Below are 20,914 nucleotides of genomic sequence, written 5' to 3'. Positions count from 1 at the left end.
GCGCCCGCACGACCGGCCTGGCGATCAGAAGGTCAGGTTGGCTGACAGCCAGAGGCGTCGTCCCTCTTCCAGCACACCGGTGGTCGATCGACCGCTGACGATGTAGTCACTGCCAAAGGCGCTGCCGTCAACTGCACCAGAGCTGGTGTAGGTCGTGTAGGTTTGCCCTTTCAGGAAGTCTTTGTCGAACAGGTTGTAGATGGTTGCGTTGAACGTCAGGTTCTCGGTTGCCTGCAGCGAGCCGCCCAGGTGGAACAGGGTATACGCCTTGGTGTTCTTGCCGAGGGCATCGTACAGCGCCTGGTTGCTTGAGTAGCTGCCGTTGGCGTTGGCCAGGTTGGCATAGCTGGAGGAGAAGCGGGCTCGCTCGCCACGGTATTCGCCACGCAGCCACAGGTCGATGCGGGCGCTGGCCTGCCAGTTCAGCTTGGCGTTGGCCAGGTGCTGCGGCGTGTTGGTCAGCGGCTGGCCCTTGTCGGCACCGCTTTTCTGCTCGCTGTCGGTATAGGTGTAGTTACCGCTCAGGGTCCATGCCGGCGCCACTTCCCAGCGTGCTGCCAACTCCAGACCGCGGGTAACCGCTTCATCGATATTCACCAGCTGTGAGCAGGTTCCGCCAGCGTTGCCGGCGCAGAGCGGATCGCTCACTGGGTTGCCATTGGCGATCTTGTCCTCGAAGGTGTTGTGGAACACCGTGGCATTGGCACTGATACCATCGTAGCTGTCGTAGTACACGCCAACTTCGGTGCTGGTGGTGGTCTCCGGCTCGAGCTCGGGATTACCGATGGTCACAACGGTGCCCTGACCGCTGATACCGTTGACGCCGTCGTGCAGATCGTTCAGGTCCGGTGTCCGGTAGCCGCGGCTGACGCCGCCCTTCAGGGTCCAGCTGTCTGTTGCATTCCAGACCAGGTAGGCGCGCGGACTGATATGGCCACCAAAGGCGTCATGGTCGTCATAGCGGGCGCCCAGGGTGAGTGCCAGGTCGTCACGCAGTTGCCATTCGTCCTCGGCAAATACGGCCCAGGTTTTCTGCTCGAAGTCCTCCAGGGCGATACCGTCGGTCATCTCGGCTTCCCACCATTGGGCGCCGACGGTGGTGATGTGATTATCGCCGATGGGAGTGACCAGCTTGCTGTCGAAGATCAGGTTGGTGGTTTCCAGTTCGCGGTCATCACCGGCCAGGCTACCGGGAATCCCTGATGGACTGCCGATCGGGCTGCCGGGCAGGGTGCGGCCGATGGTCTCGGTCGTGCTGTGGGTGATGCTCGAGTCCAGTGTGCCGATGCCCAGGCGGGCTGTATGGGTCAGGGCAATCTGCTCACGTTCAAAGCGCAGTTCGTCGGCGTAACCATTGGCTGTGTCGCTGGCGGCGGTGCAGGAGCGATTCAGGCCGTCGAGGGTGCCGAGCTGGCACTCGTCGTTGTTGTAGCGCTGGCGGCCTTGCTCCAGATCGAGGCTGAAATCGTGATTCTCATGGGGCGTCAGGGTCAACCGGGCACCCAGGTTGCGGTTGTTGCCATCAACGGGTGAGGGGCCGCGCTTGCTGACCTCGCTGCCGTTACCAAAGGTCAGGTCGGACTCCTGACGTTTGAAGGCGCTGGCGCGCAGCTGCAGGCCAAGCAGGTCTTCGACCAGCGGACCGCTGGCATACACGCTGGCATTGCTGGTGGCGCCGTAATCGCTGTTTTCCTGGAGGGTGTGGTCCAGAGTCAGGGAGCCGGTCCACTCGTCAGCGACCTTGCGGGTAATGATGTTGATCACGCCGCCCATGGCGTCCGAGCCATACAGGGTCGACATGGGACCGCGAATGACCTCAATGCGCTCAATCGCCGACAGTGGCGGAATGAAGCTGGTCGAGGTTTCGTTGAAGCCGTTTGGTGTGACATTGCCGGCGGCATTCTGACGGCGGCCGTCGATCAGAATCAGGGTGTACTCGCTGGGCATGCCGCGAATGCTGATGTTGAGGCCGCCGGTTTTGCCGGTGCCCTGGCCGATGTCGATGCCTTCGACGTCACCCAGCGCATGGGCAAGGCTGTTGTAGCGCTTCTGCTGCAGATCTTGCTGGCTGATGACGCTGATGCTGGCGGGGGCATTGGTGAGCTTTTGCTCAAAACCCGAGGCGGTCACGACCAGGTTGTCGAGAGTAACCACTTCGTCGGCTTGCAGAGAAGGTGTCGAGGCGACCAGAGCAACAGCGCTGGCCAGCAGTGAGCGGCGGCGGAAGGGGAACATACACGATCTCCATCGGAAAATATCCGCGGATGATAATCAGTTGCAAATGAGAGCGTGTCGTGCAGAGTGTGTCCAAGTGTGTACGTATCCCGCAGGCCCCGCAGTTCAGGACCTGGATGGGAGTGTAAATTCTGTAAAGGCGACGGGGCGGCAAACTTGCCTTTATGGCAGGTCTGCACTGCGAATACCTCAGCAGGAAGTAATCAGGCGGCGCGCCCGCCAATCACCGGCAGTGGTTGGCGGAGTGTTGGCGGCCGGTCGGATCAGACCAGCACGCCCTGACTGCGCAGGTAGTCGTCGTAGCTGCCGGAGAAGTCGGTCACGCCATTTTCCGACAGCTCGATGATGCGGGTGGCCAGCGAGCTGACGAACTCACGGTCGTGGCTGACGAAGATCAGCGTGCCCGGGTAGTTCTCCAGCGCCAGGTTGAGCGCTTCGATCGACTCCATGTCGAGGTGGTTGGTCGGCTCGTCCATCAGCATGACGTTGGACTTGCCGAGGATCAGCTTGCCGAACAGCATGCGGCCCTGCTCACCACCGGAGATCACCTTCACCGATTTGCCGATCTCGTCGTTCGAGAACAGCATGCGGCCGAGGGTGCCGCGCACCAGCTGTTCGCCGCCCTGGGTCCACTGCGCCATCCATTCGAACAGGGTGCAGTCGTCCTTGAAGTCGTCGGCGTGGTCCTGCGCGAAGTAGCCGATGTCGGCGCTTTCGGCCCATTTCACCTCACCGGCCATCGGTGCCAGTTCACCGACCATGGTGCGCAGCAGGGTGGTCTTGCCGATACCGTTGGGGCCGATGATGGCGACTCGCTCGCCGGCTTCGATCTGCAGGTTCAGGCCCTTGAACAGGGCTTCGCCGTCGAAGCCCTGGCTGACGTTCTGCAGGGTCACCGCCTGGCGGTGCAGCTTCTTGAACTGCTCGAAGCGGATGAACGGGCTGACGCGGCTGGAGGGTTTGACCTCTTCCAGCTGGATCTTGTCGATCTGCTTGGCGCGGCTGGTGGCCTGCTTGGCCTTCGAGGCGTTGGCCGAGAAGCGGCTGACAAAGGTCTGCAGTTCGGCGATCTGGGCTTTCTTCTTGGCGTTGTCCGACAGCAGCCGCTCGCGCGCCTGAGTGGCGGCGGTCATGTACTCGTCGTAGTTGCCGGGGAACAGGCGCAGTTCGCCGTAATCCAGGTCGGCCATGTGGGTGCAGACCGAGTTCAGGAAGTGACGGTCGTGGGAAATGATGATCATGGTGCTGGTACGCGCCTTGAGTACGTCTTCCAGCCAGCGGATGGTGTTGATATCCAGGTGGTTGGTCGGTTCGTCCAGCAGCAGCACATCCGGATCGGAGAACAGCGCCTGGGCCAGCAGCACACGCAGCTTCCAGCCGGGGGCGACTTCGCTCATCGGGCCAAAGTGCTGTTCCAGCGGAATGCCGAGACCGAGCAGCAGTTCACCGGCGCGGGATTCGGCGGTGTAGCCGTCCATTTCCGCGAACTCGCCCTCCAGTTCGCCGACTTTCATCCCGTCTTCTTCGCTCATTTCCGGCAGCGAGTAGATGCGATCACGCTCGGCCTTGACCTTCCACAGCTCCTCGTGACCCATGATCACAGTGTCGATCACGCTGAACTCTTCGTAGGCAAACTGGTTCTGACGCAGCTTACCCAGACGCACGTTCTGTTCGAGCATGACCTGGCCGCCGGAGGGTTCCAGCTCGCCGCCGAGGATCTTCATGAAGGTCGACTTGCCGCAACCGTTGGCGCCGATCAGGCCGTAGCGGTTGCCGTTGCCGAACTTGACGGAAACGTTTTCGAACAGCGGCTTGGGACCAAACTGCATGGTGATGTTGGCGGTGGCGATCACGGGAGAATCCTGGCTGAGCAAAGAAGCGGACTGAAAGGGCAGCCGCGAGGGGCGGCGCAAAGCCGCGCATTGTAGCGGTTGCGTTGACGCGGCGACAGGGCCGCGCCGACCGAAGGTCGTTTGCTTTGCAGTGCTCTGATGCAGTATTTTTACAGGTGCAAACAATTATCGTTTGTAACGAGGCGCGCCGTGCAAGCATTTCACCCCCACATTCTGGCTATCGAGGACGACCCGGTTCTGGGTCTCCATCTGAAAACGTCGCTTGAGCGCGCGGGTTTCGCCATCACCGTTGCTGCCGATGGCGACAGCGGCCTGACCCTGGCGCAGCGGACAGCCTACGACCTGATTCTGCTGGATGTGATGCTGCCCGGCATCGATGGGATGGAGCTGCTCAGGCGTTTGCGGCGCCAGCACGCCATACCGGTGCTGATGATGTCTGCCCAGGGTGATGAAGGGCACCGTATTGCCGGGTTTGACGGCGGTGCCGATGACTATCTGCCCAAGCCGTTCAGCACCCGCGAGTTACAGGTGCGGATTGCCGCCATCCTGCGTCGGGTGGCCTACGAGCGGGAGCGCGACTGCGTTGTGCCGCCGGCAGCCAACGACGATCTGGTGGCGTTTGATGAGCCTGCCATGCGCGTGCGTTGCGGGGATTGCTGGTTGAGTGTCACACCGACCGAGTTTCGATTGCTGCAGGTATTGTACGAACAAATGAATGAGGTGCTGACCAAGGCCTTTCTGTACCAGCAGGTGCTGCGCCGCGGCTACGCCCGGCATGACCGGGTATTGGACATGCATATCAGCAACCTGCGTCGCAAGCTGACCCAGGCCGGAATACACAACCTGCGGCTGGAGTCGGTCTGGGGGCAGGGTTATCTGCTCAGTTGGCTACGCTGATGCCGGGGCAGCGTTCGCTATTCTGGCCGCTGGTGATTCTGGTGGCTGGATTCTGCCTGAGTCTGATCAGCGCGACCCATTACCTGAGCGCACGTATTGATCGTTATCTGTCCTTTCTGCCGGACCGGGCACTCGGTACCCTGCAGGGCTATGCCGCCGAGGCCGCGCAGGCGCTCGCTGAAGGGCCCGACGCACTGGAACGCTGGCGCAGGCAACGCATTGAGGTGTCGCCGGAGTTGCTGGTGCTGGTGGACGAGGATCGACGACCGCTGGCAGGGCAGGCATTGACCGAGCGGCAGCGGCGCATGCTCGGCTTTGTCCGTGACTATGATGGGCTTATGAGCCGCCGCGGCGATGGTCGGCCGACCATCCGGGTGCCTCTGCCGGATCAGTCTCATTACCTGGTTCTGCGTTTGCCTGAGGCACTGGCACCCTGGGGGCAGCGCGCGCTGCTCAATCTGCTGCTGCTGTACGTGGTGCCCGGGTTGCTCGCGGTATTGTTCTGCGTGTTGCTTTACTGGCTGCTTATCTCGCCGCTCGAGCACTTGCGTCGACAGGCCAACGCGATGCGTGCCGATCCCTTGCAAAGTCTGCTGCCGGCATCGCTGGCACGGCGTCGTGACGAACTTGGTGAGCTGGGGCGCTCGCTGGAGTTTCTGACCCTGCGCCTGCGTCAGTCGGTCGCCCAGCAGCGCCAACTGATGCGAGACCTTTCCCATGAGTTGCGCACCCCTCTGAGTCGGCTGGGTGTGGCAGCCGAAACCGAACTGCCGTTGCCCGAACTGCGTAACAGACTGGAGCGCGAAGTCGGCAACATGCGAGAGCTGGTCGACAGTACGTTGGAGCTGGCCTGGCTCGACAGCGTGCCCGGGCGGCTGGATTGCGACGCGGTTGATGTCAATGCGCTCTGGGATGTTTTGCGCGAGGACGCCCTGCTCGAGTCGGGCTGGCAGCCGGAGCGAATCGTGACCGCCTTGCCGCAGGGCTGCCAAGTGCTGGGTAATCTGAACGCGCTGGCGCAGGCGCTGGAAAACGTGTTGCGCAATGCCATTCGCCACTCACCGCCGCAGGGGCGGGTCTTTTTCAGTGCCGAGCAGGCCGACGGCTGCTGGACCCTGTGCCTTGCCGATCAGGGGCCTGGCGTGGCCGAGGCGGATTTACAGGTTATCTTTCGGCCCTTTGCCCGACTGAACAAGGCCCGGCCGGATGGCGACGGTTTTGGTCTTGGGCTTGCCATCGCGCAGCGTCAGATCAACCTGCAGCAGGGGCATATCTGGGCGGAAAACGGTCAACCCGGACTGCGAATCTGCATGCAACTGCCAGCTGTATAGTTTGTAAATGCGCTTTACTCTCAAATAGGAATAATTAGCATTTGTCGCGAATCGAGCTCTGCCGTCCTCTCTCGCGGGGGCGCAGCGCAGGGAATGGCTCGGTGACTGTCTGCTGAATTCTGTCATAGGGGAGTGAAGTGCATGGGAATGTTCAAGCGCCAGCAACTGGCTCTGGCGGTGGCGACCGCTGCGTTGGGGCTGTCGGTCAATGCGATAGCCGAGGATACGACAAGCGACGGAATGGTCGAGCTGCAGCCCATTACCGTGGTGACCGCCGCAGGCTACGAGCAGAACATCGCCGATGCGCCTGCCAGCATCTCGGTGATTACCCGCGAGCAGCTGGAGAAGCAGTCCTACTCCGATGTGACCGATGCCGTGCGTAACGTCCCCGGTGTGTTCGTCACCGGCGGCGGCAATATGCAGGACATCAGCATTCGCGGCATGGATGACACCTATACGCTGTATCTGGTCGATGGCAGGCCGATTTCCGCCGGCCGCATGGTCAACACCAACGGTGCCGATGGCGGCAAGCAGATCGGCCTGCCGCCGATCTCGATGATCGAGCGGATCGAGGTGATCCGCGGGCCGATGTCCTCGCTCTATGGCTCTGAAGCCATGGGCGGGGTGATCAATATCATCACCCGTCGCGGCGGTGACGAATGGGCCGGCAGCATCTCGACCGAGTACACCGGCGCCATGAACGATATCAGCAGCGACGCGCAGCAGGCTGATTTCTATCTGGCCGGTCCGATCATTCAGGGCCTGCTCGGTGCGCAGTTCACCGGCACCTATGTCGGCACCGACGAGAGCGATTACATCGGTGGTGGCGATGCCGCCGCCAGCATGCCGGAGAGCACCCGCAAACAGGGTGGCGCCGAGTTCTACCTGACACCCAACGAGCAGAATCGCTTCAGCCTCGGCTACACCGCGTCCGAGCTGAAATACACCCATACCCCGGGCAAGAGCATTGCGGCTGACGCTGATCCGTCGACTTACCGCTACGAGAAGGATGTGTATGTCTTCAGCCATGATGGCAATTATGGCGACCTGATCATCAACAGCTTCCTGCAGCACGATGTGTCCGACAAGCCGGGCACCGGCAGCACCAAGCAGGAGGAGGTCAGCCTGCTCAATACCCAGGCAAGCTACTTCTGGGGTGATCACGTGGTGACCTTCGGCGGGCAATACAAGCAGGAGGAGTTTGTTGATGAAACCAACGGCCTGCTGATCTCCAACATTCCGGGAGCGGTAAAAAGCGTCGATCGCTGGATTGCGGCGCTTTACACCGAGGTGGACTGGGCGCTCACCGACGATCTGTCTGTTACCACCGGACTGCGCTACAACGATGACGAGCTGTTTGGTGGCGAGCTGTCGCCGCGTCTGTACGGCGTCTACCGGCTGAACCCGGAGTGGGTGATCAAGGGTGGGGTGTCTACCGGTTACCGCCAGCCGACCCTGTCGGATGCGACCGAGGGCTTTGGTCGCGGCACTGGTGGCGGCGGCTCGCCAGCGCCGCATCCGCGCGCGCTGATCATCGGCAACCCGGACCTGAAGCCGGAAACCAGCACCAACTACGAGATCGGTTACGTCTACGACAACGCCACGCTGGGACTCAATACCAGCGCGATGCTGTTCCACACCCAGTACAAGGACAAGATTGCCGAGGACCGCCTGTGCGAAAGCCCCAACGGTGATCGCAACGATCCGGCGACCTGGACCTGTTCGTTCGGTGGCAACAACTATTTCTTCCTCAGCACCCGCCAGAACATCTCCGAGGCCGTTATGCAGGGCGTCGAGCTGACGTTCGACTACCGCTTCCAGCCGAACTGGAACCTCTCCAGCAGCTACACCTTTACCCGTTCCGAGCAGAAGTCCGGCGAGTTCAAGGGCGAGCCTCTGAACCGGCAGCCACGCCATATGCTCAACGGCCTGCTGGAATGGGACGTCAATGCGCGCCTGAACGCCTGGCTGCAGGGTAACTATCGCAGCAAAACCTCCGATTACATGGGCCGCACCAGCATGTCGGACGGCACGCCCGGATACGGTTTTGTCGATATCGGCGCGGGCTATCGCCTGACCGACAACGTCAACGTCAAGGCCGGCCTCTACAACGTCGCCAACAAGGAAGTGACCAACGACAGCTACGGCGTGGTACTCGATGGCCGCCGGTTGACGGTGGGCATGACGGTCGATTTCTGATCCGCCGGTCAGACTGTCTGTCAGCCCGCCCGCTGAACCCGCTTAGCGGGCGGGCTGCGTTTTGCGTCAGGGCCCTCGCCCTGCAGGAGTGTGTTGGATGAATAAGCTGGTTTTCTCGACGACAGCGGTGTGGCCAAGGACCCTTGGCCGCCTTCTGCTGGCTGTTCCGGGCGGTTACCTGTTCACCTACAGCGTGACCGCAGCTCTGGCCCGGTTGCTGCCGCTGGAGCGGGTCGATGCACTGATCAGCGCGACGCTGCTGTCGTTTGCGGTCTACACCTTGTTTGTGCTTTGGGTATTTGCCCGCCCGTTGCGGCGCGCGCTCTGGGCGCTGCCGGTGACGCTGGTATTGCTGCTGATCGGCTTTGGCCCGCACTGGTTTGCAGGGGGGGAGGTATGAGTCGCCAACCCTCATTGACCCAGTCGATGTCTGCGTTGCACACCTGGGCCAGCCTGGTGCTGGGCTGGTTGCTGTTTGCGATCTTTCTGACCGGCACCCTGGCGGTGTTTGATCGGGAGCTGAACTGGTGGATGCAACCGGAACTGCAGGACCGGCAGGTCGATCAGGCCAGTGCCGTGCAGGTTGCCCAGCGCTGGCTGGAAGCCAACCATCCGGCGGCGAGTGCCTGGAATATCGGCCTGCCGACGGCGCGCGATCCCTGGCTGAGCGTCTCGGCGGGTGAACAGCGGCGTGGCCAGCGCACGCTGATCGACGCCGAGAGCGGCGAGCAGATAACGCCGCGAGAGACCGCAGGAGGCAGTTTCTTCTTCCGTTTCCATTACACCCTGCATATGCCGCGCTTTCTCGGCATTTGGGTCGTCGGGTTTGCAGCGATGGCAATGCTGGTGGCGATTATCAGCGGCATCATCATCCACAAGAAGATCTTCAAGGACTTCTTTACCTTCCGCCCGGGCAAGGGTCAGCGCAGCTGGCTGGATGGTCACAACGCCAGCGCCGTGCTGCTGTTGCCGTTCCATCTGATGATTACCTACACCGGTCTGGTGATCTTCTTCCTGATCTACATGCCGGCCGCAACCGATGCGCTGTACAACGGCGATCGCGATGCGCTGCTGCGCGAGCTGCGCCCGGGTGCCCAGCAGCAACAGGGCGCGGCGCGCGGGGGCGAGGGCGGTCGGCCATCGCGTGAGGTGCCGGCGGCGAGCGCCGCCATGCTGCCGCTGGAGCAGTTCATTGCCCTGGGCGAAGCCCATTACGGTGCCGGCATGCTGTCCTCTCTGTCGGTCAGTCAACCGGGCCGCGTCAATGCGCGGGTCGAGGTGCGGCCGCTGCTTGGCAGTCGTCTGGAGCTGACCAAGGGCGAGGCGCTGGCCTTCAATGCGATCACCGGCGAGCTGCTGCGCGCGCCGCCGCCAACCCGCACCAGCCTGCTGGTGCAAAAAGTGATGGCGGGGCTGCATTTTGCCCAGTTTGGCGGTTACCCCATGCGCTGGCTGTATTTCATATGTGGTCTGGTCAGCAGCGCCATGATCGCCAGCGGACTGGTGCTGTATACCGTCAAGCGGCGACGGCAGTCTGCGGCACAGGGCGTCTGGCTGCGTCAGGTGGAGTGGCTCAATCTGGCCTGCGTGGGCGGACTGATGCTGGCCTGCGTGGCGCTGCTGTGGGCCAATCGCCTGTTGCCGGCGGATCTGGCCGAGCGTGAGGGCTGGGAGTTGCGGGTATTCTTCGGCGCCTGGCTGGCAGCACTGCTGCATGCACGGCTGCGCGCGCCGTTGCGTGGCTGGCTGGAACAACTGGCGGCGAGTGCGGTGCTGCTGCTGGGCGTGCCACTGCTGGATCTGCAAACCGCGCTTGCCGTTCCTGACCGCATTCGACTGGGGGTTGATCTGACCGGGTTTGGGCTCGGAGCCTTGCTGGCGCTGGCCGCGTGGAAAGTGTCAAAGCGGCCGGCGGCAACGGTTCGGGCTGCGCGACGAGCGCCTGCGGTGATGGCGGAGGTGCAGTCATGAACGCCAGTCTGCTGTGTCTGGCGCTGAGCGCCAGCTATGCCGGCATGCTGGCGCTGTGTCTGGGCACGGAGCGGCACTGGAAGCAACTGGCTGCAGCGGCGCCGCCGAGTTTGCGAGCCTGGTGCCGCCCGCTGGGCGTGTTGCTGCTGTTGCTGGCAATGCTGCTGAGTCTGCAGATCTGGCCAGCCAGCATGGCGCTGGTCGGCTGGCTGGGCATGCTGTCGCTGTGCGGCCTGGTTCTGTTACTGCTGTTGCCCTATGCGCCAAGGTTGGCGCTAGGCTTGCCACTGCTGGGCGTGCTGCTGGCGCCAGTGTTCATGTCGGGGTGAGTTCAGCCGGGGCGGTGCATGCGAAACAGCGCGCCCGTCTCGACGCGGAAGTAATCGGCCGGGCCGCCGCCGCGCAGAATCGGCTCGGCGGCAGCGGTCTGGTAGACACCGTCGACCAGCAGGCGGCGGTCGATATGGACGCCAATCACTTCGCCGAGCACCAGCCAGGTATTGAGTGCATCGCCCGCCGCGCTCTGCAGCTGGATGATCTGGGTCTTGCGGCATTCGAAGGAGACCGGGCTTTCGCCTACCCTTGGTACGTCGATCTGGCGTGATGGCAACGCGGTCAGCCCCGCCAGCGCAAACTCGTCGACCTCGGGCGCCACCGCGGCGCAGCTTTGGTTCATCGCCTCGGCCAACGGCAAGGTAGCGAGGTTCCAGACGAACTCGCCGGTCTGCTCGATATTGCTCAGGCTGTCCTTGTGGCCAATGCTGGCAAAGCCGATGATCGGCGGTATGTAATTGAACGCATTGAAAAAACTGTAGGGAGCGAGGTTCAGGATACCGTCGCTGCTGCGGCTGCTGATCCAGCCGATCGGGCGGGGGCCAACGATGGAATTGAACGGGTCGTGGGCCAGCCCGTGGCCCTGCGCGGGTTCATAGTAGTAGCTGTTGTCCTGCATGTTGCCCCCATCCGGTTATCTGATTGGTTGCCTGCCATTGCAGCGCGCCGTGGCGGCGCGCGCAAGGGGTGGCTGTGGATCAGTAGCGTTCCAGCCAGTGGGCATAGGGTGCCGGCATGACCCAGGATGGGCGCTCCACCTTCAGTTCGCGGGCGGCGTGGTAGGCCCAGTGCGGGTTGGCCAGATGCGCCTTGCCGACCATGACCAGATCCAGTTGACCGTCCTGTACTGCTTTCTCGGCGATATGCGGCTCGCCAAAGCCCCAGGCCGAGGAGACCGGCACGCCGGCTTCATCACGCACGCGCTTGGCAATCGGGCCCATGAACGCCGGAGCCCAGGGGATTTTGGCGGTGGGGATGTTAAATCCCATGCTGACGCTCATCATGTCCATGCCGGCGGCCTTGAAGCGGCGGGTGAGGTCGATCGACTCGGTCATGGTCTGCTCGTCATTGCCGTCGAACTCGATGACGCCAAAGCGGATGGTCAGTGGCAGATGTTCCGGCCAGACTTCGCGCACGGCGGCCAGGGTTTCCAGCAGGAAGCGGCTGCGGTTATCGGCGCTGCCGCCGTAAGCGTCGGTGCGCTGGTTGGCGTGCGGTGAGAAGAAGCTTTGGGCCAGATAGCCGTGGGCGAAGTGCAGTTCCAGCCACTCGAAGCCGACTGCCAGGGCGCGGCGTGCGGCCGCAACGAAATCGGCCTTGACCCGCTCGATGTCCTGCAGGGTCATTGCTTCGGGAACTTTCGGCAGGTGTGCGCCGAAGGGGATGGCCGATGGGGCGATGGTCTGCCAGCCGTTGGCCGCGTCATTGGGGATATGGTCGTCGCCTTCCCAGGGGCGGTTGGCGCTGGCCTTGCGCCCGGCGTGGGCAATCTGGATGCCCGGCACCGCGCCATTGGCCTTGATGCCGCGCACCACCGGGACGAACGCTTCGGCCAGCTGGTCGTTCCAGATACCGGCGCAGCCGGGGGTGATGCGGCCTTCCGGTGAGACGGCGGTGGCCTCGACGATCACCAGACCGGCGCCGCCACGGGCCTGACTGGTGTAATTGGCGAGGTGCCATTCATTGATCAGGCCGTCGTTGGCCGAGTACTGACACATTGGCGGGACCGCGATGCGGTTGCACAGGGATACGTCCTTGAGAGTAAAGGGTTGAAACAGGGCTGACATGGATAACCTCCGACAGCAGGATTGGAATATGGATTGATTCAATAGTTCGATAATATTGGAACTATGGATCGGAAGTAAACCTCTGTGTATGATCTTTGTCCATGCGACCGTTCAAACACCCCCCTGCCAGCGACCTGATTCTCGAGCGTGTGCTCTACGCCCTGAGCGATCCGGTGCGACTGGAAATTGTCCAGCGTCTGGCCGAAGTCAGTGAAGCCAGCTGTGGCGAGCTTGATGGCGGTCGACCGAAGTCGAGCATGTCGCATCATTTCCGCGTGTTGCGCGATGCCGGGCTGGTCATGACCAAGAGTGTCGGCACGACTCACATGAATTCGCTGCGCCGGTCCGATCTGGACGCGCGCTTCCCCGGCCTGCTGGACGCAATTCTCGCCCAGCGCAGCTGATTCTTTACCGGATCGCCGGCAGCGGCTATCGTTATGGTCTGGTGGCATGGAGCCATCTTGCAGGAGTTAGGGATGCCTCGTCGTCAAAGTAGTACTCCCCTCGAACAGGCCGTGCTGGTCCGTCACCTCGTGCCGTGGTGGCTCTACCTGCTGCTGGCCGCATTTTGCTGGCTCGGGCTGCGGGCCATCGCCCAGTGGGCGCTTCCTTCCAGCCGTATCGGTGATGGCTCGGCTACCTTGCTGCACAGCTTTGCGCTGGTCGGTCAGGTGTTGCTGCCGCTGGCATTGCTGTGTGCCGGCGTCGCTGACCTGTTCAACCGGGTGTCCTGGCGGCGGCGGCTGGATCGGCTGCGACAGGAACGGGCGGCTGACTCGCTGCTGGAGCAGCTCAGCTGGCAGGAAATGCGTGATCTGATTGAGCTGACCCTGGAGACCGAGGGATATGAGCCGGTGATTGGTCCCATTTCGGGTAGCGATCTGCTGCTGCAGCGACAGGAGCAGAAAGTGCTGTTGGTCACCGAGCATTGGCGCGATCCCGTGCTGGAGCCCGCGCAACTGGAGCGAGCCGTCGACCGCGCCGACCGGGTGGATGCCGAGGGTGTGATCCTGGTCTGTGGCGGACGAATCGGTGCGCCCGCGCGCGCTGCTGCACGGCGACGCGGCATTCGTCTTATTGATCGGGGGCTGATGCTGCAATGGTTGTCGCAGAGCGAGACGACGGCGGGCCGGCAGCCTGACTGAGCAGCGCGACCGCCTTGATTTGAGCCCACAGCGTCTGGCCCGGGTGCAGCTCCAGCTGGTCAGCGGAGAAGCGGGTTACCCTGGCCAGCAGGGGCTGACCCTGAACATCCAGCCTGACGAGTACCTGTGCAGCATCGGCAATGGTTTCGACGGCGCAAACGGTTGCCGGCAAGCGGTTGAGCATGCTGCTGTGCTGCGGTTGCTCCAGCACCAGACTGACGTCCCGAGCCTGCACCGCTACCCGCACCCGCGTCCCCGGCGGCAGTTCGCCATGGATAACATGCAAGTGCTCGTCGCCAGCCAGCCGCAGGCTGAGCAACTGATAGGCTAAGCGGTAGCCGCTGACCACGCCTTCAAGCACGACACGAGCGTCGTCGCTGTGTGCCAATGGCAGATCCAGACGGGGCAGCAGCGCCTGCAGCGGGCCGCTGGCCTGCATCCGACCGTTGTTCAGCAGCACCAGGTGGTCGGCCAGTCTGGCGACCTCGTCCGGCGCGTGACTGACATACAGCAGCGGAATGTCCAGCTCGGCGTGCAATCGCTCCAGATACGGCAGTATCTCGGCCTTGCGCTGCGGGTCGAGGGCGGTCAGCGGCTCGTCCATCAGCAGCAGCCCAGGGCTGCCAAGCAGGGCCCGGGCAATACCGACGCGCTGGCGCTCGCCGCCGGACAGCCCGGCGATGTCACGTTTCAGCAAGTGGCCGATACCCAGCAGTTCAACGATCTGCGCAACCTGTCCTGCGTCTGCCGGGGTGCGGCTGCGGCGCCGGCCGTAGTCGAGGTTGCCCTGCACATCGAGGTGTGGGAACAGGCTGGCCTCCTGAAAAACGTAGCCGAGTGCGCGCTGGTGGGGCGGCAGCCAGACAGCGTGCCCGCTGTCCTGCCAGCTGATGCCGTTGACCTCGATTCGCGCCTCGGCCGCCCGCTCCAGACCGGCGACGCAGCGCAGCAGCGTGGTCTTGCCGGAGCCGGAGGGGCCGACGATGGCGGTGACGCCGCGACCGGGCAGGGTCAGGTCCAGATCGAGGGTGAAGTCGGCCAGCCGCTGTTTCAGCTGCAGACGAATCATGCGCGGGCCCCCGGCATGACGCTCGGGCGGCCGCGCCGGTTGAGCAGCAGCAGAATCAGAAACGAGCAGATCAGGACGCCGCCGGCCAGCCAGTGGGCACTGGCGTAGTCCATTGCCTCGACGTGATTGAAAATCTGCACCGAGACCACCCGGGTGCGCTCGGGAATGTTGCCGCCAATCATCAGCACTACGCCGAACTCGCCAAGGGTGTGGGCAAAGCCGAGCACGCTGGCGGTAATGATGCCGGGGCGGGCCAGCGGCAGGGCGATGGTGAAAAAACGGTCCAGCGGGCTGGCACCGAGGGTTGCTGCCACTTCGAGGGGGCGCTTGCCGATGGCTTCAAAGGCGTTCTGAATGGGTTGCACCACAAAGGGCATGGAGTAGCACACCGAGCCGATCACCAGTCCGCTGAAGCTGAAGGCGAGGGTGCCGAGACCCATTTTTTGGGTTAGTGCACCAAGCGGACCGTTCGGCCCCATCGCGACCAGCAGATAAAAGCCGATCACCGTCGGCGGCAGCACCAGCGGCAGGGCAACCAGCGCGCCGATCGGCCCCTTGAGTCGTGAGCGGGTATGCGCCAGCCACCAGGCCAGTGGCGTGCCGACCAGCAGTAACAGCGCGGTGGTCAGCGCCGCCAGCTTGAGCGTCAGCCAGATGGCGGCGAGGTCGGCACTGTCCAGCGGTAGACTCATGCTCAGAGCCCGTAGCCGTAACTACGGATGATTGCGGCGGCGCGTTCGCCCTTGAGGTAGCTCAGCAGTGCTGCCGCTGCCGGGTTGTCGGCGCCCTTGTCGAGCAGCACGGCGTCCTGATGGATTGGCTCATATAGCTCTGCCGGCAGCTGCCACGCCGAGCCAGTGGTGATCTCGCCGTTGCGGTAGACCTGTGAGAGCGCAACGAAGCCAAGCTCGGCATTGCCGCTGGCGACAAATTGATAGGTCTGGCCGATGCTCTGGCCCTCGACCAGCGTGTGTGCCAGCGCCGCGCTCAGCCCCAGCCGCTGCATGACCTGTTTGGCGGCCAGCCCATAAGGGGCGGTTTTCGGGTTGGCGATGGCCAGGTGCCGGAAGCTACCGCTGCGCAGCAGTTGCTCGCCATCGCTGATCAGGCTGGCGTCAGCCGACCACAGCGCCAGCGCGCCGGTGGCGTAGGTGAAGCGCGTACCGGTGACCGCGAGGCCGTCCTGCTCGATACGCGCCGGCGTCGTGGCATCGGCAGCCAGGAAAACCTCGAACGGCGCGCCGTGGCTGATCTGGGCGTACAGTTGGCCGGTCGAGCCGAAGGCGGCGACGACGCGGTTTCCGGTGTCCTGCTCGAATGCCTGGGCAATCTCCTGCATCGGCGCGGTAAAGTTGGCGGCGACCGCGACCTGCACCTCGTCGGCCAGCGCCAGCGGGTTGAAACTCAGGCAGGCGATGGCGGTGATGAGCAGCGGCAGACGCATGGAATCTCCTTGGCAGTGGACGGCGACTGACCGTTATATTATTCGTTATATAGCGTTTGGCAACGGGTCGCAGGTAATGAAACTTGAAGGACAGGTCTGGTTTTCCCATCAGGGTCGCCCGCTGGCGGGGCAGGATCGCATCGAGCTGCTGGTCTGCATCAGCGAAACCGGCTCTATCAGCAAGGCGGCCAGCGCGGCGGGCATGAGCTACAAGACGGCGTGGGACGCGGTCGATGCGATGAACAAGGCGTCTGGCAGCCCGCTGGTAGAGCGCTCGGTTGGCGGACGTGGCGGCGGTGGTACGCGGCTGACCGGGGCTGGCGAACAGTTGGTCGCGGCGTTTCGGCGCTATCAGCAGGAGCACGCGGCTTTCCTGCAACGGCTCCGCGAAGACGACAGCCTCGACCCCTACCTGCAGGTGATGAACCGGCTACGCCTGCGTACCAGCGCGCGCAATCAGCTGTTTGCCCGGGTTGCCGCCCTGCGTCCGGACGGATTGAACACGCGGGTGGAGTTGACCCTCGATGGTGGCCATGCGCTTACGGCGGTGATCACGCGTAACAGCGGTGAACGGCTTGGATTGTGCGAGGGTGCGGAGGTATTTGCGCTGATCAAGGCGCCCTGGGTAAAGCTGGCGGGCGACGTGATGTCTGGTAACCGACTGACCGCTACGGTAGTGGGCCGGGAGCAGGTTGGCGATCAGCTGGCGCTGGAGGCAGAGCTGCCCGGTGGCGTACTGCTGGTGGCCTCACTGGTTGATGATCTGTCTGTGCCGGGGCTTGGCGAATCGATAACCCTGTGGATTGACCCTGAACAGATCATCCTCTGCTCACTATAGTGCTTGTATCCCGTTGGCCAAGGAGTCAGCCGATGACCACGCCCAAGCAAGGCAAAACCGAATCCGCCGCGGCAGGCGCAGTGCCTGGCACCCATCACTTTCGCTTTCACCGACCGAACATGCATCTGGACTCGGTATTCGGTGATGGCTGGTTTGCCCTGCGTGCCGAAGCCTTTGCCCGCTTCTTCGGTACTCCGGTGTTTCTGATCGCGCAGACCCTGATCGTCGCGCTGTGGATCACCATCAACGTTTCCGATCTGGTCAGTTTTGACCGTTACCCGTTTATTCTGCTGAACCTGGCGTTCAGTTTGCAGGCGGCCTACGCTGCGCCCCTGATCCTGCTGGCGCAGACCCGTCAGGCAGACCGTGACAAGGCATCGGCGCAGGCTGATGCATTGCACCGTGAGGCCCTTGCCGAGGCCAGTGAGCAGCGCGCCGCCCACGCCGCCGAGCAGACCGAGCAACTGCTGCTGTTACTTGAGCAAAACACCCGGCTGACCGAGACCGTTCACCAGCTGAGTCAGCGTATCGAAACCCTGACCAGCGAGATTCACCGCGGGGTTTGTCAGCGTCCTGCTCAACCGTGACGGCGTGGCAGTCGCAGCACCAGCAGGCCCAGCAGCAACCCCCAGAAGGCGCTGCCGATACCCCACAGCGCCAGCCCGGACGCGGTTACCAGGAAGGTCAGAAAAGCGGCCTCGCGCTGTTGATCGTCGTGCAACGCGGACGCCAGCGCGTTGCCGATGGTGCCGAGCAACGCCAGGCCGGCAATCGCCATCACCAGCGCCTGCGGGAAGGCGGCAAACAGGCTGGCGACCGTGGCGCCAAACAATCCGGTCAGCAAATAGAAGAAACCACCCCAGGCACTGGCGCGAAAGCGCTGGCTCGGGTCGGCATCGGCGTCCTTGCCAGCGCAGATCGCCGCGCTGATGGCGGCGAGGTTGAAGGTGTAGCCGCCGAAGGGCGCCAGCAGCAGGCCGGTGATGCCGGTGGTGGTCATCAGCGGCGAGGCCGGCAGCTGATAGCCGTTGGCGCGCAGCACGGCCATGCCTGGCACGTTCTGCGACGCCATGGTGACGATAAACAGCGGGATGCCGACCCCGAGCAATGCCGGAACCGACAACGCCGGGGTAGTCCAGATCGGCTTCGCCAGAGACCACTCCAGTTGCTCCAGATGCAGCTGCCCGGCGAAGGCGGCAACCAGCACACCAACCAGTAGGGTGACGGGAATTACGTAACGGGGAAACAGCAGCTTGCCGGCCAGATAGCAGGCCAGCATCAGCCCGACCAGCAGGGTCTGCTGCTGTAGCGCGCCGAACAGGTTGAGGCCAAACGGCAGCAGCACACCGGCGAGCATGGCGCCGGCCAGCGGGGCTGGAATCAGGCGCATGATGCGGTCGAACCAGCCGAGCAAGCCGCACAGGGTGATTAATGCAGCGTTGAACAGAAACACACCGATGGCTTCGTTCAGGCTGAACCCGGGCAGACCGGTCGCCAGCAGTGCGCCGCCCGGGGTACTCCAGGCGATCAGCACCGGGGCGCGAAAACGCAGTGAGAGACCGATGCTGGTGACCGCCATGCCAATCCCCAGCGCCCACAGCCACGAGCTGATCTGGTCCGGGGAGGCGCCAGCGGCGGCGGCAGCCTGAAAGATGATCACTGCCGAGCTGGTGTACCCCACCAGCACGGCGATAAAACCGGCGGCAATGTGGGACGGGTTGAACCAGGCCTTCAGCATGTGACTATCCTCGATTGGCGGTTTGTGCGTTATAGCGCACGATTGGCCGATCCTAGCACCGTGCGCTATAACGCACAAAAGGAAATTGTTATGCTGTGCGCCCTTCAACTTACCGGACCTTTGATGCAGGAAATCAGCCAGTACCTTGCCGTCACCCTCAGGCAGCTGCGCAGCGACCGCGGCTGGAGCCTGGACCGTGCTGCGAGCGAGTGTGGCGTCAGCAAGGCAATGCTGGGGCAGATCGAGCGCGGTGAGTCGAGTCCGACGGTGGCGACGCTGTGGAAGATTGCCTCGGGCTTTGGTACGTCGCTGTCGAGCTTTATCGAGCCGCCGCCGACTGAGCAACGTGGCGTAACCCTGCGCAGCGCCGACACCGTGCGCCAGCGCCCGGCGGCCGATGCCATGCTGATTGCGCCACTGTTTCCGTTTGATCCGCGCTACGGCTTCGAGCTGTTCGAGCTGACTCTGCTGCCGGGTTATGAACGGCTGTCAGAACCCCACAGACCGGGCGTGGTGGAGCATGTGGTGGTGGTGCGCGGCTCCATGGAGCTGCTGGTTCAGGGCGTCTGGCAGCCGCTGAAAGAGGGCGAGGCCGTGCGTTTTGCGGCGGACCAGCCGCATGGCTACCGCAATCCGGGAGCGGTGCCCGCCGTGTTTCACAATCTGATTTACTACCCGCCGGGCAACGACGCTCAATCGCGGTAGAACACCTGCACCAGGTGGTAGCCGAACTGGCTTTTGACCGGGCCGTGCACCACTTTCAGCGGTTTCTTGAAGATGATCTGATCGATGGCCCGGACCATCTGGCCCGGGCGCACCTCACCCAGATCGCCACCGCGTTTTTTGGACGGGCAGGTCGAGTACTTCTTTGCCAGCACATCGAAGGCTTCACCGGCGGCGATGCGCTTTTTCAGTGCGGCGGCTTCGGCTTCGGTCTTGACCAGAATGTGGCGGGCCATGGCGACGGGCATGACGGGTTCCTCTCGGGTTCAGCGGGATTCGTACCAGGGGCGGCTGCGGTTGATCATACCGACCAGCCAGAGCATCAATGGTACTTCAATCAACACGCCAACGACCGTTGCCAGTGCGGCGCCGGAGTTGAACCCGTACAGCGCGATGGCCACCGCAACCGCCAGTTCAAAGAAATTCGAGGCGCCGATCAGGGTCGAGGGTGCAGCCACATCGTGGCGTACGCCGAAGCGGCGGTTCAGGCCGTAGCCGAGCGCGGCGATAAACAGCGTCTGCAGCAGGATCGGGATGGCCAGCAGGGCAATCACCAGCGGCTGCTGCACCAGCGCCTCGCCCTGAAATGAGAACAGCAGCACCAGCGTTGCCAGCAGCGCAGCCATCGACAAGGGTGCAATGGCGCTCAGCGCCTGCTCCAGCGCCGCCTTGCCGCGGCGCAGCAGCAGGTAGCGGGCGGCCTGGGCAACGGCCAGCGGCAGCACGATATACAGGCCGACCGACAGCAGCAGCGTATCCCAGGGCACGACGATATCGCTGACGCCGAGCAGCAGCGCGACGATCGGCGCAAAGGCGACCACCATCACCGCGTCGTTCAAAGCCACCTGACTCAGGGTGAACTGCGGGTTGCCGCGGCACAGGTTGCTCCAGACAAACACCATTGCCGTGCAGGGCGCAGCACCCAGCAGGATCAGACCTGCGACGTAGTGATCGAGCTGCTCGGCCGGCAGCCAGCCGGCAAACAGATGACGAATGAACAGCCAGGCAAACAGCGCCATCGAGAAGGGTTTTACCGCCCAGTTCACCAGCAGGGTGATGGCAATGCCGCGGGTCTGCTGCCGCACTTCGCCGAGCGCGGCGAAATCGACCTTCATCAGCATCGGGATGATCATCACCCAGATCAGCAGACCGACCGGCAGGTTGACGTTGGCCACGCTGAGCGAGCCGAGCGCCTGCATGGGGGCCGGCAGCAGCACGCCGAGCAGGGTGCCCAAGGCGATACAGAGGGCAACCCAGAGCGTCAGGTAACGTTCAAAGCGGCCCATGGGTGAGGGTTGGCGGGTGGATTCAGCGCTGCTGTGCATGGGCGGACCTTGTCTGGTGTCACGAA

The 20,914-nt window shown here is 63.3% G+C and carries 20 protein-coding genes and 1 pseudogene; 11 read left to right on the top strand and 10 right to left on the bottom strand.

The features are described 5' to 3' along the window. Nucleotides 1-24: 24 nt before the first annotated feature. Both AC13EY_RS15680 and AC13EY_RS15675 read right to left on the bottom strand, forming a co-directional pair. Nucleotides 25-2,235 (bottom strand): TonB-dependent receptor domain-containing protein, encoded by a 2,211-nt coding sequence (locus AC13EY_RS15680; protein ID WP_228245992.1) that lies wholly within the window; start codon nt 2,233-2,235, stop codon nt 25-27. Nucleotides 2,236-2,498: 263 nt separating this feature from the next. Then, complete coding sequence (locus AC13EY_RS15675) at nt 2,499-4,088, bottom strand: ABC-F family ATPase (RefSeq protein WP_228245991.1); 1,590 nt, start codon at nt 4,086-4,088, stop codon at nt 2,499-2,501. A gap of 189 nt (nt 4,089-4,277) precedes the next feature. Between AC13EY_RS15675 and AC13EY_RS15670 the strand changes: the two genes are divergently transcribed. The 6 genes from AC13EY_RS15670 (at nt 4,278) to AC13EY_RS15645 (ending at nt 10,815) form a co-directional block, all read left to right on the top strand. Continuing rightward, entirely contained in the window at nt 4,278-4,985 is a 708-nt protein-coding gene (locus AC13EY_RS15670) for a response regulator transcription factor (RefSeq protein WP_228245990.1), read from the top strand. Then, nucleotides 4,973-6,316, top strand: coding sequence for a HAMP domain-containing sensor histidine kinase (locus tag AC13EY_RS15665; protein WP_482890426.1), 1,344 nt, complete (start codon nt 4,973-4,975; stop codon nt 6,314-6,316). The genes AC13EY_RS15670 and AC13EY_RS15665 overlap by 13 nt, the downstream gene beginning before the upstream one ends. Before the next feature lie 141 nt (nt 6,317-6,457). Further along, a complete protein-coding gene (locus AC13EY_RS15660) occupies nt 6,458-8,515 on the top strand; it encodes a TonB-dependent receptor domain-containing protein (RefSeq protein ID WP_228245988.1) in 2,058 nt (685 codons plus the stop codon). A 97-nt stretch (nt 8,516-8,612) separates the two neighbouring features. Further along, the gene (locus tag AC13EY_RS15655; protein ID WP_228245987.1) at nt 8,613-8,915 is read left to right on the top strand and encodes an iron transporter; all 303 of its coding nucleotides are present in this window, start codon (nt 8,613-8,615) and stop codon (nt 8,913-8,915) included. Then, nucleotides 8,912-10,486, top strand: a complete 1,575-nt coding sequence (locus AC13EY_RS15650) for a PepSY-associated TM helix domain-containing protein (protein ID WP_228245986.1) — start codon at nt 8,912-8,914, stop codon at nt 10,484-10,486. The genes AC13EY_RS15655 and AC13EY_RS15650 overlap by 4 nt, the downstream gene beginning before the upstream one ends. Continuing rightward, complete coding sequence (locus tag AC13EY_RS15645; protein WP_228245985.1) at nt 10,483-10,815, top strand: DUF3325 family protein; 333 nt, start codon at nt 10,483-10,485, stop codon at nt 10,813-10,815. Before AC13EY_RS15650 ends, AC13EY_RS15645 begins: the two co-directional genes overlap by 4 nt. A gap of 2 nt (nt 10,816-10,817) precedes the next feature. Here the strand turns inward: AC13EY_RS15645 and AC13EY_RS15640 are convergent, their stop codons facing one another. Together AC13EY_RS15640 and AC13EY_RS15635 are read right to left on the bottom strand one after the other, a co-directional pair. Next, nucleotides 10,818-11,438 (bottom strand): flavin reductase family protein, encoded by a 621-nt coding sequence (locus tag AC13EY_RS15640; RefSeq protein WP_096004906.1) that lies wholly within the window; start codon nt 11,436-11,438, stop codon nt 10,818-10,820. Between the two features lie 79 nt (nt 11,439-11,517). Beyond that, nucleotides 11,518-12,606: an NADH:flavin oxidoreductase/NADH oxidase gene (locus AC13EY_RS15635; protein ID WP_228245984.1), complete on the bottom strand. Its 1,089-nt coding sequence runs from the start codon at nt 12,604-12,606 to the stop codon at nt 11,518-11,520. 101 nt (nt 12,607-12,707) lie between these two features. Between AC13EY_RS15635 and AC13EY_RS15630 the strand changes: the two genes are divergently transcribed. Beyond that, nucleotides 12,708-13,010: an ArsR/SmtB family transcription factor gene (locus AC13EY_RS15630; RefSeq protein WP_088275839.1), complete on the top strand. Its 303-nt coding sequence runs from the start codon at nt 12,708-12,710 to the stop codon at nt 13,008-13,010. Between the two features lie 33 nt (nt 13,011-13,043). Then, nucleotides 13,044-13,751: a restriction endonuclease gene (locus AC13EY_RS15625; RefSeq protein ID WP_323133554.1), complete on the top strand. Its 708-nt coding sequence runs from the start codon at nt 13,044-13,046 to the stop codon at nt 13,749-13,751. Here AC13EY_RS15625 and modC read toward each other — a convergent pair. From modC to modA, 3 genes and pseudogenes are all read right to left on the bottom strand, one after another. Then, nucleotides 13,747-14,820 (bottom strand): annotated as a pseudogene (gene modC / locus AC13EY_RS15620) (molybdenum ABC transporter ATP-binding protein); the annotation flags it as partial. The gene AC13EY_RS15625 and the pseudogene modC sit on opposite strands and share 5 nt — an antisense overlap. Further along, nucleotides 14,817-15,512: a molybdate ABC transporter permease subunit gene (gene modB / locus AC13EY_RS15615; RefSeq protein ID WP_228245982.1), complete on the bottom strand. Its 696-nt coding sequence runs from the start codon at nt 15,510-15,512 to the stop codon at nt 14,817-14,819. The gene modB and the pseudogene modC, both read right to left, overlap by 4 nt. 2 nt (nt 15,513-15,514) lie before the next feature. Further along, nucleotides 15,515-16,264, bottom strand: coding sequence for a molybdate ABC transporter substrate-binding protein (modA, locus tag AC13EY_RS15610; protein ID WP_228245981.1), 750 nt, complete (start codon nt 16,262-16,264; stop codon nt 15,515-15,517). Nucleotides 16,265-16,340: 76 nt separating this feature from the next. Here modA and AC13EY_RS15605 point away from each other — a divergent pair, with 76 nt between their 5' ends. After that, nucleotides 16,341-17,102, top strand: coding sequence for a TOBE domain-containing protein (locus AC13EY_RS15605; protein WP_482877545.1), 762 nt, complete (start codon nt 16,341-16,343; stop codon nt 17,100-17,102). 32 nt (nt 17,103-17,134) lie between these two features. After that, on the top strand, nt 17,135-17,689 hold the full coding sequence (locus AC13EY_RS15600; RefSeq protein WP_088275833.1) for a DUF1003 domain-containing protein: 555 nt from the start codon (nt 17,135-17,137) through the stop codon (nt 17,687-17,689). On the opposite strand, the gene AC13EY_RS15595 is transcribed toward AC13EY_RS15600, so the two are convergent. After that, nucleotides 17,680-18,840: a benzoate/H(+) symporter BenE family transporter gene (locus AC13EY_RS15595; protein WP_228245979.1), complete on the bottom strand. Its 1,161-nt coding sequence runs from the start codon at nt 18,838-18,840 to the stop codon at nt 17,680-17,682. The genes AC13EY_RS15600 and AC13EY_RS15595 overlap by 10 nt on opposite strands. 123 nt (nt 18,841-18,963) lie before the next feature. On the opposite strand from AC13EY_RS15595, the gene AC13EY_RS15590 reads away from it, so the two are divergent. Then, the gene (locus AC13EY_RS15590; protein WP_482890425.1) at nt 18,964-19,545 is read left to right on the top strand and encodes a helix-turn-helix domain-containing protein; all 582 of its coding nucleotides are present in this window, start codon (nt 18,964-18,966) and stop codon (nt 19,543-19,545) included. Here AC13EY_RS15590 and AC13EY_RS15585 read toward each other — a convergent pair. Both AC13EY_RS15585 and arsB read right to left on the bottom strand, forming a co-directional pair. Further along, complete coding sequence (locus AC13EY_RS15585; RefSeq protein ID WP_083723822.1) at nt 19,533-19,811, bottom strand: peptidylprolyl isomerase; 279 nt, start codon at nt 19,809-19,811, stop codon at nt 19,533-19,535. The genes AC13EY_RS15590 and AC13EY_RS15585 overlap by 13 nt on opposite strands. 18 nt (nt 19,812-19,829) lie before the next feature. Then, the gene (gene arsB, locus AC13EY_RS15580) at nt 19,830-20,888 is read right to left on the bottom strand and encodes an ACR3 family arsenite efflux transporter (RefSeq protein ID WP_228245977.1); all 1,059 of its coding nucleotides are present in this window, start codon (nt 20,886-20,888) and stop codon (nt 19,830-19,832) included. Nucleotides 20,889-20,914 lie beyond the last annotated feature (26 nt).

It is taken from the genome of Halopseudomonas sp. L-58 (assembly GCF_056859475.1).
Note: the sequence above shows the minus strand (reverse complement) of the source record. Positions and strands in the feature narration are given on the sequence as shown.

What these genes read in the sequence shown, in the direction of transcription:
- AC13EY_RS15680 (WP_228245992.1), bottom strand. Translation starts at nt 2,235, where the DNA reads ATGTTCCCCTTCCGCCGCCGCTCACTGCTGGCCAGCGCTGTTGCTCTG.
- AC13EY_RS15660 (WP_228245988.1), top strand. Translation starts at nt 6,458, where the DNA reads ATGGGAATGTTCAAGCGCCAGCAACTGGCTCTGGCGGTGGCGACCGCT.
- AC13EY_RS15655 (WP_228245987.1), top strand. Translation starts at nt 8,613, where the DNA reads ATGAATAAGCTGGTTTTCTCGACGACAGCGGTGTGGCCAAGGACCCTT.
- AC13EY_RS15650 (WP_228245986.1), top strand. Translation starts at nt 8,912, where the DNA reads ATGAGTCGCCAACCCTCATTGACCCAGTCGATGTCTGCGTTGCACACC.
- AC13EY_RS15645 (WP_228245985.1), top strand. Translation starts at nt 10,483, where the DNA reads ATGAACGCCAGTCTGCTGTGTCTGGCGCTGAGCGCCAGCTATGCCGGC.
- AC13EY_RS15640 (WP_096004906.1), bottom strand. Translation starts at nt 11,438, where the DNA reads ATGCAGGACAACAGCTACTACTATGAACCCGCGCAGGGCCACGGGCTG.
- AC13EY_RS15635 (WP_228245984.1), bottom strand. Translation starts at nt 12,606, where the DNA reads ATGTCAGCCCTGTTTCAACCCTTTACTCTCAAGGACGTATCCCTGTGC.
- AC13EY_RS15630 (WP_088275839.1), top strand. Translation starts at nt 12,708, where the DNA reads ATGCGACCGTTCAAACACCCCCCTGCCAGCGACCTGATTCTCGAGCGT.
- AC13EY_RS15625 (WP_323133554.1), top strand. Translation starts at nt 13,044, where the DNA reads ATGGTCTGGTGGCATGGAGCCATCTTGCAGGAGTTAGGGATGCCTCGT.
- modB (WP_228245982.1), bottom strand. Translation starts at nt 15,512, where the DNA reads ATGAGTCTACCGCTGGACAGTGCCGACCTCGCCGCCATCTGGCTGACG.
- modA (WP_228245981.1), bottom strand. Translation starts at nt 16,264, where the DNA reads ATGCGTCTGCCGCTGCTCATCACCGCCATCGCCTGCCTGAGTTTCAAC.
- AC13EY_RS15605 (WP_482877545.1), top strand. Translation starts at nt 16,341, where the DNA reads ATGAAACTTGAAGGACAGGTCTGGTTTTCCCATCAGGGTCGCCCGCTG.
- AC13EY_RS15600 (WP_088275833.1), top strand. Translation starts at nt 17,135, where the DNA reads ATGACCACGCCCAAGCAAGGCAAAACCGAATCCGCCGCGGCAGGCGCA.
- AC13EY_RS15595 (WP_228245979.1), bottom strand. Translation starts at nt 18,840, where the DNA reads ATGCTGAAGGCCTGGTTCAACCCGTCCCACATTGCCGCCGGTTTTATC.
- AC13EY_RS15590 (WP_482890425.1), top strand. Translation starts at nt 18,964, where the DNA reads ATGCAGGAAATCAGCCAGTACCTTGCCGTCACCCTCAGGCAGCTGCGC.
- AC13EY_RS15585 (WP_083723822.1), bottom strand. Translation starts at nt 19,811, where the DNA reads ATGCCCGTCGCCATGGCCCGCCACATTCTGGTCAAGACCGAAGCCGAA.
- arsB (WP_228245977.1), bottom strand. Translation starts at nt 20,888, where the DNA reads ATGCACAGCAGCGCTGAATCCACCCGCCAACCCTCACCCATGGGCCGC.